Here is a 12,271-nt window from a genome sequence, read left to right on the forward strand (position 1 = left end):
GGCTTGACTTTTTTATTATTCCAAGTGGTTTTATCAGCACTCTTACTTTTTATGCTTCAAGAGTTGATTGATATGGTCTACTTTTTTTGATGCTCTTTTATAGGAAATAGTCCAAATGATGAGGTAGACAATCGCAAACTCGATAATGAGTTGGAGGTAGAAAATCCAGTGGAAGGGGAACCAACCTGCTAGGGTTGCTAATGGGATAAATCCTACTAGCATAAGGAAGAAATGAGTCAGAGTTGCACGGAGCAAGCTCCAGTCACGGCTGAATAATCGCTTGCCAAAGTTGAAGAGAATACCGATGGCTGCCCAGATCAGTGTGCAGTAGAGCAAGACCAGGGCACCGTGAATCTGATGTTGGGTCATCACTTGGCCGATGAGAGACTCGGGACTCAGTGGAGCGTAGGTATTTGGTGCATAAATGAGTGAAAAGATGATAGAGAGGATGAGGCCGATGAGGACACCAGTAGCTGCGTCGTGGAAGATTTGTTTTTTCATAGTTCTAATTTCTCCTTGATGGTTTTTAGGTAACGGCGTGAAGAGTAGGTGAAGCTTTCGTTTTTCAAGAAAATTTTTACTAGGCCGTTTGGGGTTAGCTTGAGATGAGAGATGGAGTTGATATTGATGATTTCTGATTGGGAAATTTGGATAAAATTGGTTGGCAGAATTTCAAGAACCTGATAGAGTCGTAAATCAATATTGTAGGTCTGGCTAGCCGTTTCTGCAAGAACCTTCCGATTCTCGATATAGAAGCGCTGTATCTTACCAATCTCAACGAGATAGACCTGATCATCAATCTTTCCTTTGATTGTTTCTTTTTGGTCCAGATTTTCTGCGAACTCAATGACTTTCTGGATTTTATCGGTTTCTTGAGGTGCTTGGACAATCAGCTTTTCCTCCTTGTAAGTTTCACTAATCTGTAGTTCTATTTTCATAAACTTCTCTCCTTGTTTTTCATACAAAATTAATCTCACTTCTTGTACATCTTTATTAATACTCTTCAAAAATCAAATTCAAACCACGTCAGCGTCGTCTTGCCGTACTAAAGTACTGTCTGCACCTAGCTTTCTAGTTTGCTCTTTGATTTTTATTGAGTATACCACTATTTTATGCCCCCTGGCAAGGGACTTTGTCTATGTGGCGGGATTTTACTCCTATGTGGCGCTTGCTTTTCTGTCCTTTCTGAAATATGGTATAATAGCACTAATCAATTTCTAGGAAAACAGATACAGAAAGGGGCTGAAAGATGTCTCATATTATTGAATTGCCAGAGGTGCTGGCAAACCAGATTGCAGCTGGAGAGGTTATCGAACGTCCTGCCAGTGTGGTCAAAGAGTTGGTAGAAAATGCCATTGACGCGGGCTCTAGTCAAATTACCATTGAGATTGAGGAAGCAGGTCTCAAGAAAATCCAAATCACAGATAATGGTCATGGAATTGCTCACGATGAGGTGGAATTGGCCTTGCGCCGCCATGCGACTAGTAAGATAAAAAATCAAGCAGATCTCTTTCGAATTCGGACGCTTGGTTTTCGTGGTGAAGCCCTGCCCTCTATCGCGTCTGTCAGTGTACTGACTCTATTGACGGCGATGGATGGTGCAAGTCATGGAACCAAGCTCGTCGCGCGTGGGGGAGAAGTTGAAGAAGTCATCCCAGCGACCAGTCCTGTGGGAACCAAGGTTTGTGTGGAGGACCTCTTTTTCAACACGCCTGCCCGTCTCAAGTATATGAAGAGCCAGCAAGCAGAGTTATCTCATATCATTGATATTGTCAACCGTCTGGGCTTGGCCCATCCTGAGATTTCTTTTAGCTTGATTAGTGATGGTAAGGAAATGACGCGGACAGCAGGGACTGGTCAACTGCGCCAAGCTATTGCAGGGATTTACGGTTTGGCGAGTGCCAAGAAGATGATTGAAATTGAGAATTCTGACCTTGATTTCGAAATTTCTGGCTTTGTGTCCTTGCCTGAGTTAACTCGGGCCAATCGCAACTATATCAGTCTCTTCATCAATGGCCGTTATATCAAGAACTTCCTGCTCAATCGTGCAATTCTAGACGGCTATGGCAGTAAGCTTATGGTAGGCCGTTTTCCACTGGCTGTCATTCACATTCATATCGACCCTTATCTAGCGGATGTCAATGTGCACCCAACCAAGCAAGAGGTGCGGATTTCCAAGGAAAAAGAACTAATGACCCTGGTTTCAGAAGCCATTGCAAATAGTCTCAAGGAGCAAACCTTGATACCTGATGCCTTGGAAAATCTTGCCAAATCGACTGTGCGCAATCGTGAGAAGGTGGAGCAGACCATTCTCCCACTCAAAGAAAATACGCTCTACTATGAGAAAACTGAGCCGTCAAGGCCCAGTCAAGCTGAGGTGGCTGATTATCAGGTAGAATTGACTGATGAAGGACAGGATTTGACCCTGTTTGCCAAAGAAACTTTGGACCAATTGACCAAGCCAGCAAAACTGCATTTTGCAGAGAGAAAGCCAGCTAACTACGACCAATTAGACCATCCAGAGTTAGATCTAGCTAGTCTTGATAAGGCTTATGATAAGCTGGAGCGAGAAGAATCATCCAGCTTCCCAGAGTTGGAATTTTTCGGACAAATGCATGGGACTTATCTCTTTGCCCAAGGGCGAGATGGGCTCTATATCATAGACCAGCACGCGGCGCAGGAACGGGTCAAGTATGAGGAATATCGTGAAAGCATTGGCGATGTTGACCAAAGTCAACAACAACTCCTAGTGCCCTACATCTTTGAATTTCCTGCGGATGATGCTCTTCGTCTTAAGGAAAGAATGCCTCTTTTGGAGGGAGTGGGTGTCTTTCTAGCAGAGTACGGGGAAAATCAATTTATCCTACGGGAGCATCCTATTTGGATGGCAGAGGAAGAGATTGAGTCAGGTATCTATGAAATGTGCGACATGCTGCTCTTGACCAAGGAAGTTTCTATCAAGAAATACCGAGCAGAGCTGGCTATCATGATGTCCTGCAAGCGGTCTATCAAGGCCAACCATCGTATTGATGACCATTCAGCTAGACAGCTTCTTTATCAGCTTTCTCAATGTGACAATCCCTACAACTGTCCTCACGGACGCCCTGTTTTGGTGCATTTTACCAAGTCGGATATGGAAAAGATGTTCCGACGTATTCAGGAAAATCACACCAGTCTCCGTGAGTTGGGGAAATATTAATACTCTTTGAAAATCTCTTCAAACCACGTCAGCGTCCCCTTACCGTACTCAAGTACAGCTTGCGGCTAGCTTCCTAGTTTGCTTTTTGATTTTCATTGAGTATAAAAGTACAAAAAAATCTGGGAAAAATTTTTAAAATCAGAAAAACGCATAAAATTAGGTGTTCAAAAACCTTGATTCTATGCGTTTTATCATGGAAATATTTGCTTTTTTCCGAATACTCGTCAAAAATCTCTTTAAATCACATCAGTTTTATATGTAATCTCAAAACAGTGTTTTGAGCTAATTTTGCCAGTTTTGTTTGTAACATCGAAGCTGTGTTTTACCAATCTGCGACTGACTTCCTAGTTTGCTCTATGATTTTCATAGAGTATAAAATTGAGATTTCGCTTAGTTTCTTTATTCGCCTAAAAGTAGAGTCTGTTCTAAGCGTCTAATGTACGAATTAGGTTGACCATTTCAATAGCTCCTTGTGCACACTCAGAACCCTTATTTCCTGCTTTAGTGCCAGCTCGTTCTATGGCTTGTTCAATTGTATCTGTCGTTAGCACACCAAACATAACTGGGATTTCGCTATTTAAACTGATTTGGGCGATTCCCTTAGATACCTCGCTACATACATAATCATAATGACTTGTACTACCTCTAATGACAGCTCCCAAGCAGATAATTGCATCATATTTTTTACTTTTTGCCATTTTTGATGCAATCAGTGGTATTTCAAAAGCTCCTGGAACCCAGGCTACCTCGATATCTTTCTCGTTTACATTCTCTCTTTTGAGATTATCTAGTGCTCCAGATAATAATTTTGAAGTTATAAATTCATTAAATCTCGCTACAACAATACCGATTTTAATATTGTTTGCTACTAAATTACCTTCATAAGTGTTCATTTATTTTTCCTCCATATTTAAAATGTGACCCATTCGATTTTTCTTTGTTTCTAAATAAAAACTATCGTAAGGATTAGCTTCTATTTCGATTGGTATTCTACTGGAAATGGTAATTCCATATTTTTCTAACTGTTCAACCTTGTCAGGATTATTTGTCAGTAAATGTAGTGACTGTAGTCCCAGGTCTTTAAGCATTTGTGCTCCAATATAATATTCTCTTAAATCACCTTCAAAGCCTAATGCAAGATTGGCATCAAGCGTATCCATTCCTTGATCTTGTAAATGATAGGCTTTTAATTTATTGATAAGTCCAATTCCTCGTCCCTCCTGTCGCAAGTAAAGTAAGACCCCTGAACCATTTTCAGCAATCATTTTCATAGCTTTATCGAATTGCTGTCCACAATCGCACCGTAAAGAGCCTAAAACATCTCCTGTTAAACATTCAGAGTGGACCCGACATAATACATTGGTTCCATCCTCTATATTTCCCATAATAAGAGCAAGATGATGTTCCCCATTTAGTTTATCTATATAGCTAATTGCTTTGAAATTACCGTATCTAGTAGGCATATTGACAGTTGAAACTCGTTCTACCAGCTGATCATATATTTTCCTATATTCTTGTAATTCTTTGATGGTAATTAGTGGAATGTTGTGTTTCTTCGAGAACTGAATTAAATCATCTGTTCTCATCATTTTGCCATCATGATTCATTATTTCACAACATAGGCCACACTCTTTTAGTCCTGCTAATTTTAATAAATCAACAGTTGCTTCTGTGTGTCCATTTCTTTCTAGAACACCACCTTTTTTTGCAATTAAAGGAAACATGTGTCCTGGCCTGCGAAAATCAGAGGGTCTTACATCTTCAGCTACACACCTACGTGCGGTCAGTCCTCTTTCCTCGGCAGAAATACCTGTGGTCGTTTCTTTATAATCAATTGAAACTGTAAAAGCAGTCTTATGATTATCTGTATTGTTTTCAACCATAGGTGAAAGCATTAATTGATTAGCTAAACGTTCGCTCATAGGCATACAAATTAATCCTTTGGCATAAGTAGCCATGAAATTAACATTTTCTGTTGTAGCTGCTTGTGCGGAACAAATTAAGTCTCCTTCGTTTTCTCTATCCTTGTCATCTATAACAAGAACAAGTCGTCCCTTCTGCAATGCTTCTAATGCTTCTTGTATTTTTCGATATTCCATTGACTGATTATCCTTTCTGCTAAAATCCATTTTGATATAATAGTTCCTTAGATATCTCTGATTTTGGAGAGTTATCCATCAGTTTTTGCACATATTTACCTAAGATATCATTTTCAAGATTTACTGTACTCCCGACTTGTTTACTCTTAAGAATGGTTTGTTCCAAGGTATGAGGGATAACAGATACTGAAAAGTTTACTTTGGAGACTTTAGCGACAGTCAGACTAATGCCGTCAATTGTAATAGATCCTTTTTCAACTATTAAATCTAAAATTTCTTTTTGTGTGTTGATTTGATACCATATAGCATTATCATCTTTTTTTATTGACGAGATTTTTCCTGTACCATCAATGTGTCCTGTAACGACGTGACCCCCAAGTCGACCGTTGACAGATAAGGCTCTTTCTAGATTCACCTCACTTCCATGTTTTAATAGAGTAAGAGCTGTTCGACTCCATGTTTCATTCATTACATCAACTGTAAAGGCTTGATGATTGAAATGAGTAACTGTAAGACAGATACCATTTACTGCTATACTATCGCCTAAATGGATATCCGTTAATATTTTTGAAGCTTTAATTGATAGTTTGCAATTACGAGAGTCTTTCTGTATTCTCTCAACTTTTCCGATTTCTTCAATTATTCCTGTGAACATGGATAAATCACTTCACTTTCTATGAGATAGTCATTTCCTATTTGAGAAAAAGCATAAGGTTTCAATCTAATAGCGTCATTTGGCAAAGAAATACCTTCACCTCCGACAGGAAACTTGGCACTGCCTCCAAAAATTTTTGGTGCAATATATATTTTCAGCTCATCAACAATTTGTTGTTCCAAAGCACTCCAATTCATTAGACTGCCCCCTTCTAGAAGTAAGCTATCAATCTGCATGTTTCCTAGATGTTGCATTAAATCCGATAAGTCTATATGATTGTCTTTTTTCTTTATGGAAAGTATTTCACAACCATGATTTTGATATAGCTTTATTTTATTTTTGTCTTCAGAGGAAGTGGCAATGTAAGTTTTAATATCATTTGCTGTTTTTACGATTTTAGAGGTAAGAGGAGTTCGTAAATGTGTATCGCATATGATACGGATAGGATTTTTCCCTTCCTCCAATCTACATGTCAGCAAAGGATCGTCTTGAATAACAGTATTGACTCCCACCATAATCGCACTAACATGGTGTCGTAACTGATGCACATGCTTTCTTGCCTCTTCTCCAGTAATCCATTTGGATTGATTTGTTTTAGTGGCTATTTTTCCATCCATTGTCATTGCATATTTCATAAAAACATAGGGTACATGCTGGGTAATGTACTTTCTAAAACTTTTTATTAAGTTAAGACACTCATTTTCTAAAACTCCAACAGTAACTTGAAGATTATTTTCCTCAAGTATCTTTACTCCTTTTCCAGATACAATAGGGTTACAGTCTAGGCTTCCAATGACTACTCTTGTAATACCACTATCAATTATAGCGTCTATACAAGGTGGTGTTTTCCCGAAGTGACAACAGGGTTCAAGTGTTACATAAAGCGTAGCTCCGACAGGGGATTCTCTGCAGTTTTTAAGAGCATTTCTCTCAGCATGTGGGCCACCAAAAAACTCATGATAACCTTGTCCGATAATGTGATTATCTTTTACAATAACTGCGCCGACCATAGGATTGGGATTGACGTAACCAGCCCCTTTTTGTGCCAGTTTTATTGCTAATTTCATATATTCTGAGTCGCTCATCTCACTACCTCCAAAAAAATATACCTTGAATAGGGGACTATTCAAGGCATACAAAAGAGAACTTATGCAATTAACAAAAATACTCTGAAATGACAAGTAATCATTTCAGAGCACACAAAAAGCACAAATATACTTTCATCTTCTTTCATCCAGACTATACTGTCGGCTTTGGAATTTCACCAAATCATGCCTTTCGGCTCGTGGGCTATACCACCGGTAGGGAATTGCACCCTGCCCTGAAGATAGTTATTCAATTACAGATGATTATAGTACTTAATTTTGAATATGTCAACAGATAAATACAGATTATTTTTGATATACTTTGTTTGTGATAATCGATTCTCGCTCCTCGGATAAAGAAAATATGATATACTAGATAAACGAAATAAGAGAAAAGGAAAACTATGTACGAATATTTAAAAGGAATCATTACCAAAATCACTGCTAAATACATTGTTCTTGAAGTCAACGGTATCGGTTATATCCTGCATGTGGCCAATCCTTATGCCTATTCAGGACAGGTCAATCAAGAAGCTCGAATTTATGTGCATCAAGTCGTACGTGAGGACGCTCATCTACTTTATGGATTTCGATCAGAAGATGAGAAAAAGCTCTTTCTCAGTCTGATTTCGGTTTCTGGGATTGGCCCTGTATCAGCTCTGGCTATTATCGCTGCTGATGACAATGCTGGCTTGGTTCAAGCCATTGAAACCAAGAACATCACCTACTTGACTAAGTTCCCTAAAATTGGCAAGAAAACAGCCCAGCAGATGGTGCTGGACTTGGAAGGCAAGGTAGTAGTTTCAGGAGATGACCTTCCTGCCAAGGTAGCAGTGCAAGCTAGCGCTGAAAACCAAGAATTGGAAGAAGCTATGGAAGCCATGTTGGCACTGGGCTACAAGGCAGCTGAGCTCAAGAAAATCAAAAAATTCTTTGAAGGAACGACAGATACAGCTGAGAACTATATCAAGTCTGCCCTCAAAATGTTGGTCAAATAGGAGCAGAGCATGACAAAACGTTGTTCGTGGGTCAAGATGACCAATCCGCTCTACATTGCCTATCATGATGAGGAATGGGGTCAGCCCCTCCATGATGACCAAGCATTGTTTGAGTTGTTGTGTATGGAAACCTATCAGGCAGGCCTGTCTTGGGAAACGGTGCTCAACAAACGACATGCTTTCCGAGAAGCCTTTCATGGCTATCAAATTCAAGCGGTCGCAGAGATGACTGATACCGAATTGGAAAACTTGCTGGAGAATCCAGCCATCATCCGAAATAGAGCCAAGATTTTTGCTACACGCGCTAACGCCCAAGCATTTTTACGACTACAGGAAGAATATGGCTCTTTTGATGCCTATCTTTGGTCCTTTGTTGAGGGGAAAACTGTCGTTAATGATGTTCCCGATTACCGCCTAGCCCCAGCTAAAACAGCTTTGTCTGAAAAATTAGCCAAAGATCTCAAAAAACGAGGTTTCAAGTTCACAGGACCAGTCGCCGTCTTGTCTTTTCTACAGGCTGCAGGGCTAGTTGATGACCATGAGAATGATTGTGAGTGGAAAAGCGGTCGTTAGTATGTACAGGTAACTAGCATATCTGAGAATATAGAAAAAAGCTGAGAAATTTTTCCCAGCTTTTTATATATACTATTAGATTTGTTAGAGTGAAGTCAAAAAAGTGATTCCACCTAAAATAACACCAGCTGAATTTGGAATGATTAGTATCCAATCCTTCTTAGGTTCCTTTGTCCATCCATAAATAACCCAGATTAAGCAAGATATAGCAGCTGATAAAGGTTGAAATGGTTGAGCTTTATTTCCCTGTAAATTAGCGATAATTTGAGGTATGTAGGCAATAAATACTATAATTCCAATAAAGGCACCAATAGAACCTACGATTCGATTAATTTTTTGTTTTGTCATATACACCTCCTTCAAAAGGATATCATAGAAATTAGCGAAATGCAATAAATTCAGATACAAATTGTAACGAAAACGAATACAAAAGCACAAAAATAGAGAAACTATTTATTTTTTGTTATAGTCAAAGCGAATGATTTGCTCCTTTGCATCTACATAGGCGTGAACTCCGAAGGGTACAATTGCTCTTGGAGTTGCGTGGCCGACATTTAGATTATAGATAATCGGGATATTGCTGTCAATAATATCCAATAGTGCCTCTTTATAGTCGTCATAGAAAGTTTCATCCATAGGTTTTCCGACCAAGAGTCCACTGATGACCTCGAATATACCAGTGTCTTTTAAAGTCCGCAACATATTTTTGAAGTCTTCCAGCTCAGGCTTTTCTTCGCTTGTTTCTAGCAAGAGGATTTTTCCTTCCCAGTCTGACAAGTCAGGGAAAAGTTTGTATTTTTGGCAGAGCTCCGTGCTATCTGCGTATCGAGAGTTGTCAAAGATATCGTAGAGGGATTCGAGGCAACCACCGAGGATTTTTCCCTCGAACTGGGCATTTCCCCGCAACAGCTCGAAACCAGTATTTGCATGACTGACACGAGGTGTCCCCAGAGCCTTGGGACTGAAGTCAGTCCTTTCATCATACCAAACGTCACTAGGGCGGATTTCTGAGATTCTTCCCGTCTCAATCAATTCTTTAAAGTAGTGGAGGCTATAGGTCAGCACTTCCTTGTCCAATTCACAAATGTCTGCTAGGAAGGATTGACCATAAAAAGTTTTGATTCCTAGTTTATGCAACATGAGATGGTTCATGGTTGTATCCGAGAAGCCAAGAAAAATTTTTTGTTTGATAACCTTTTGTAGTTGGTCATTTTCAAAAAGATAAGGTAGTAAGCGATAGGTATCGTCTCCACCGATGGCGCATAGGATCATGTCGATGCTATCATCAGAAAAGGCATGAATCAAATCCTCTGCACGAGCTTCAGGATGGTCCTTGATAAAGTCTAATCCTTTTAGCGAATGAGGCAAAAAGGTAGGATTGAGTCCCAGGTTCTTGAGACGTTGGACACCCAAGTCCACTTCGTGTTTGACAAAGTCCTCTCCGATAATGCCACTAGATAAACTAACAACACCAATAGTAGAAACCATATTTCTTCCTCCTAGAAATTGATTGAGCCTATTTTATCATAAAAGATGGGAGAAAACTATAGGGAAAAGGGTAGAGGGAAGCTTGTAGGCAAGCAAGTGAAAAAGCAACCGCTGGTGCAGTTGCTTTTCGTTTTCTAATCAGTAATCTCGCTAGATATGAGTTACTTGGTCAACTCTTGATTATAGGAGAGAGCCAAATCAATCCAGTAAGGCAATTCTTTTTGGCCTTCTATATCTAAGTCTATATACCCATGATAAAGGCGCCCCCTCATCAATGTAGTATGAGCTCCTGTTCGGGGTAGAACTTGCTTCTCCATTTCCTTGCCAATTCTGACCATAACCAGTTCATCCTTTCTGGAACTGACAGTAAGGACCATTTTACCACGAATCATAAAGGCCAGGCCACCAAACAGCTTCTTTTCTTCTAGCTCTTCTTCGAAAATTTGGGGAGGAAGTTTGAGCGCTAGAATTTTTCGAATCTGCTGAGCTAAAGATTGACTATATGCCATAGCTCTTTCCTTTTCTTAGTAACGTGTTGGTCCTGCACTTGCGCTGCGGATGTTCAAGCGTTTCTTGAGATAGAAGCGAAGGGCTAGGAGGGCTGCTCCGATAATAGCTAGTGGCAATGGAGCAAGTACTGGGTTAAGGCTAGCTGGTAGGAAGCTTGTTGCAAAGAAAACAAGCAACCAAAGAAACATAGATGCTAGGATAACCAGTACAGATTTCCAGAAAGGTGGACGTTGACTGCGGTCCATATCTGGTCCATAGTATTGGTAAACGAAGTAGTACATCAAGTAGAAGGCAAATCCACCAACCAGTCCAACTAATAGGAGGGTAATCAAACCGTAACCGATAGCTTGATCTGCCGAGAAGAAGGTTGTGAGGGCGCTGACGAGGGCAAAGAGGCTAGTGATGAAAAGAGCTGAGTCCATAATCATGAGTTTAGGATCATCATTTTCTTTTGGATGCTCTTTTTCGTATTGCTCCTTGACAGTGAAGCTATGAGCCCAATGAGTCGGTGCGCCGTAGAGGGAACGAGCAGTCGTACCTTTGGCTTGCTCTTCAAGGATTTGGGGAATAACTTCCTCAAAGATAGCCTTGATTTCAGCGTCTGTTTTTCCATCTTTGATGAATTGTTGGGTAGCGATGTGGACAAACTCTTGGTTTTTCTTGGTTAATTTTTGTAGATCAATCTGAGACATAGGAACTCCTCTTAGAACCATTTTTTATGGATGAGATAGAGAGTGAGCGAGACACTCATAGCAAAGGCAATAAAGACGATTAACCAGAAAGCATTCGGCTCGCCGTTTAGGGGGATTTCATTATCCTTAAAGTTCATCCCGTAGGCAGAAAAGACCATGGTTGGGATGGACATGACGATGGTCACAAGGGCCAAGGTTTTCATGATGTTGTTCTGGTTGTTAGAAATGATAGAGGCGAAGGTCTCTGTCATAGAATGCAAGACGTTTCCATAAATGTCTGCCATCTCGATGGCCTGCTGGGTTTCAATCAGGGTATCTTCAAGCAGGTCTTCATCCTCAAGGTATTTCTTGATATTGCTGGTTGAGCTGGTCAATTTCTTAATCACACGCTCATTTGTTTTGAGAGAAGCCTTGAAATAGACGATAGTTTTTTCCAATTCCATGAGCTCAATCAATTCTTCATTACGAGTTGATTGATGCAGTTGACTTTCGATTTGTTCACTCTTACGGTCAATCGAACGAAGGGCTGTTAGGTAAAGCTCTGCATTGCGATAGAGAATTTGAAAGATAAAACGCGAACGCATGAAGGTGTAGAAATTACGCAATCGACGGTTGATAAAGACATCAAGGACAGGTAGTGGTTCCAAACACGTAGTGATAATGGTTTCCTCAGTAATGATAATACCAAGCGGGATGGTTACGTAGTAGGTGCGGTTATTTCTTTCTTCTGTGACCGGCACGTCAACGATAATCAGGGTGTACTCGTCTTCAATGGTAATACGAGACATTTCTTCCGCATCGAGTGGTGCACGAAGGTCGGCAATATCAATATCGAAGGCGTTGGCGATTTCGAGTGATTCATTTTGAGTCGGATTGACGAGATTGATCCAAGTACCCGGTTCAAGCGTATCAATCTCTTTAAATTCAGTTGTTGTAGAGAGAAAAACTTGTTTCATATCCCTTATCCTTTCT

General features: G+C 40.2%; 14 protein-coding genes and 1 riboswitch. Of the genes, 3 read left to right on the forward strand and 11 right to left on the reverse strand.

The genetic code is table 11. The features are described from left to right. Nucleotides 1-42 precede the first annotated feature (42 nt). Nucleotides 43-501 carry a DUF3021 domain-containing protein gene (locus L0P31_RS02050; RefSeq protein WP_238095549.1) on the reverse strand — a complete coding sequence of 153 codons (459 nt, stop codon included), beginning with the start codon at nucleotides 499-501 and terminating at the stop codon, nucleotides 43-45. Then, nucleotides 498-938, reverse strand: coding sequence for a LytTR family DNA-binding domain-containing protein (locus L0P31_RS02055; RefSeq protein ID WP_100910952.1), 441 nt, complete (start codon nucleotides 936-938; stop codon nucleotides 498-500). Before L0P31_RS02055 ends, L0P31_RS02050 begins: the two co-directional genes overlap by 4 nt. Before the next feature lie 311 nt (nucleotides 939-1,249). Here L0P31_RS02055 and mutL point away from each other — a divergent pair, with 311 nt between their 5' ends. After that, complete coding sequence (mutL, locus tag L0P31_RS02060; protein ID WP_238095551.1) at nucleotides 1,250-3,199, forward strand: DNA mismatch repair endonuclease MutL; 1,950 nt, start codon at nucleotides 1,250-1,252, stop codon at nucleotides 3,197-3,199. Between the two features lie 425 nt (nucleotides 3,200-3,624). Here the strand turns inward: mutL and ribH are convergent, their stop codons facing one another. The 4 genes from ribH to ribD are packed head-to-tail and all read right to left on the reverse strand — an operon-like array spanning nucleotide 3,625 to nucleotide 7,038. Beyond that, nucleotides 3,625-4,092: a 6,7-dimethyl-8-ribityllumazine synthase gene (gene ribH, locus L0P31_RS02065; protein WP_042901738.1), complete on the reverse strand. Its 468-nt coding sequence runs from the start codon at nucleotides 4,090-4,092 to the stop codon at nucleotides 3,625-3,627. Next, a complete protein-coding gene (locus tag L0P31_RS02070; protein ID WP_238095553.1) occupies nucleotides 4,093-5,298 on the reverse strand; it encodes a bifunctional 3,4-dihydroxy-2-butanone-4-phosphate synthase/GTP cyclohydrolase II in 1,206 nt (401 codons plus the stop codon). It lies immediately after the preceding gene. A 19-nt stretch (nucleotides 5,299-5,317) separates the two neighbouring features. Then, the gene (gene ribE / locus L0P31_RS02075) at nucleotides 5,318-5,953 is read right to left on the reverse strand and encodes a riboflavin synthase (RefSeq protein WP_238095555.1); all 636 of its coding nucleotides are present in this window, start codon (nucleotides 5,951-5,953) and stop codon (nucleotides 5,318-5,320) included. Further along, complete coding sequence (ribD, locus tag L0P31_RS02080; RefSeq protein WP_238095557.1) at nucleotides 5,938-7,038, reverse strand: bifunctional diaminohydroxyphosphoribosylaminopyrimidine deaminase/5-amino-6-(5-phosphoribosylamino)uracil reductase RibD; 1,101 nt, start codon at nucleotides 7,036-7,038, stop codon at nucleotides 5,938-5,940. Before ribD ends, ribE begins: the two co-directional genes overlap by 16 nt. A 133-nt stretch (nucleotides 7,039-7,171) precedes the next feature. Continuing rightward, nucleotides 7,172-7,286: riboswitch (FMN riboswitch) on the reverse strand. A 156-nt stretch (nucleotides 7,287-7,442) separates the two neighbouring features. Between ribD and ruvA the strand changes: the two genes are divergently transcribed. Both ruvA and L0P31_RS02090 read left to right on the forward strand, forming a co-directional pair. Next, complete coding sequence (gene ruvA / locus L0P31_RS02085; RefSeq protein ID WP_238095559.1) at nucleotides 7,443-8,036, forward strand: Holliday junction branch migration protein RuvA; 594 nt, start codon at nucleotides 7,443-7,445, stop codon at nucleotides 8,034-8,036. Nucleotides 8,037-8,045: 9 nt separating this feature from the next. Beyond that, a complete protein-coding gene (locus L0P31_RS02090; RefSeq protein ID WP_238095561.1) occupies nucleotides 8,046-8,609 on the forward strand; it encodes a DNA-3-methyladenine glycosylase I in 564 nt (187 codons plus the stop codon). 84 nt (nucleotides 8,610-8,693) lie between these two features. Here the strand turns inward: L0P31_RS02090 and L0P31_RS02095 are convergent, their stop codons facing one another. The 5 genes from L0P31_RS02095 to L0P31_RS02115 form a co-directional block, all read right to left on the reverse strand. After that, complete coding sequence (locus L0P31_RS02095; protein WP_000166114.1) at nucleotides 8,694-8,957, reverse strand: SemiSWEET family transporter; 264 nt, start codon at nucleotides 8,955-8,957, stop codon at nucleotides 8,694-8,696. A gap of 105 nt (nucleotides 8,958-9,062) precedes the next feature. Beyond that, complete coding sequence (locus L0P31_RS02100; RefSeq protein WP_000255140.1) at nucleotides 9,063-10,097, reverse strand: S66 family peptidase; 1,035 nt, start codon at nucleotides 10,095-10,097, stop codon at nucleotides 9,063-9,065. A 161-nt stretch (nucleotides 10,098-10,258) separates the two neighbouring features. After that, nucleotides 10,259-10,606, reverse strand: coding sequence for a hypothetical protein (locus L0P31_RS02105; RefSeq protein ID WP_000331824.1), 348 nt, complete (start codon nucleotides 10,604-10,606; stop codon nucleotides 10,259-10,261). A 15-nt stretch (nucleotides 10,607-10,621) separates the two neighbouring features. Further along, nucleotides 10,622-11,299, reverse strand: a complete 678-nt coding sequence (locus tag L0P31_RS02110; RefSeq protein ID WP_153192686.1) for a DUF1129 domain-containing protein — start codon at nucleotides 11,297-11,299, stop codon at nucleotides 10,622-10,624. 11 nt (nucleotides 11,300-11,310) lie between these two features. Beyond that, complete coding sequence (locus L0P31_RS02115; protein WP_000815623.1) at nucleotides 11,311-12,255, reverse strand: magnesium transporter CorA family protein; 945 nt, start codon at nucleotides 12,253-12,255, stop codon at nucleotides 11,311-11,313. Nucleotides 12,256-12,271 lie beyond the last annotated feature (16 nt).

The sequence above is a fragment of the Streptococcus mitis genome (genome assembly GCF_022137125.1).
Lineage (GTDB): Bacteria > Bacillota > Bacilli > Lactobacillales > Streptococcaceae > Streptococcus > Streptococcus mitis_CE.

What these genes read in the sequence shown, in the direction of transcription:
- L0P31_RS02070 (WP_238095553.1), bottom strand. Translation starts at nt 5,298, where the DNA reads ATGGAATATCGAAAAATACAAGAAGCATTAGAAGCATTGCAGAAGGGA.
- ribD (WP_238095557.1), bottom strand. Translation starts at nt 7,038, where the DNA reads ATGAGCGACTCAGAATATATGAAATTAGCAATAAAACTGGCACAAAAA.
- L0P31_RS02105 (WP_000331824.1), bottom strand. Translation starts at nt 10,606, where the DNA reads ATGGCATATAGTCAATCTTTAGCTCAGCAGATTCGAAAAATTCTAGCG.
- L0P31_RS02110 (WP_153192686.1), bottom strand. Translation starts at nt 11,299, where the DNA reads ATGTCTCAGATTGATCTACAAAAATTAACCAAGAAAAACCAAGAGTTT.
- ribH (WP_042901738.1), bottom strand. Translation starts at nt 4,092, where the DNA reads ATGAACACTTATGAAGGTAATTTAGTAGCAAACAATATTAAAATCGGT.
- mutL (WP_238095551.1), top strand. Translation starts at nt 1,250, where the DNA reads ATGTCTCATATTATTGAATTGCCAGAGGTGCTGGCAAACCAGATTGCA.
- L0P31_RS02100 (WP_000255140.1), bottom strand. Translation starts at nt 10,097, where the DNA reads ATGGTTTCTACTATTGGTGTTGTTAGTTTATCTAGTGGCATTATCGGA.
- ribE (WP_238095555.1), bottom strand. Translation starts at nt 5,953, where the DNA reads ATGTTCACAGGAATAATTGAAGAAATCGGAAAAGTTGAGAGAATACAG.
- L0P31_RS02090 (WP_238095561.1), top strand. Translation starts at nt 8,046, where the DNA reads ATGACAAAACGTTGTTCGTGGGTCAAGATGACCAATCCGCTCTACATT.
- L0P31_RS02095 (WP_000166114.1), bottom strand. Translation starts at nt 8,957, where the DNA reads ATGACAAAACAAAAAATTAATCGAATCGTAGGTTCTATTGGTGCCTTT.
- L0P31_RS02055 (WP_100910952.1), bottom strand. Translation starts at nt 938, where the DNA reads ATGAAAATAGAACTACAGATTAGTGAAACTTACAAGGAGGAAAAGCTG.
- L0P31_RS02115 (WP_000815623.1), bottom strand. Translation starts at nt 12,255, where the DNA reads ATGAAACAAGTTTTTCTCTCTACAACAACTGAATTTAAAGAGATTGAT.
- ruvA (WP_238095559.1), top strand. Translation starts at nt 7,443, where the DNA reads ATGTACGAATATTTAAAAGGAATCATTACCAAAATCACTGCTAAATAC.
- L0P31_RS02050 (WP_238095549.1), bottom strand. Translation starts at nt 501, where the DNA reads ATGAAAAAACAAATCTTCCACGACGCAGCTACTGGTGTCCTCATCGGC.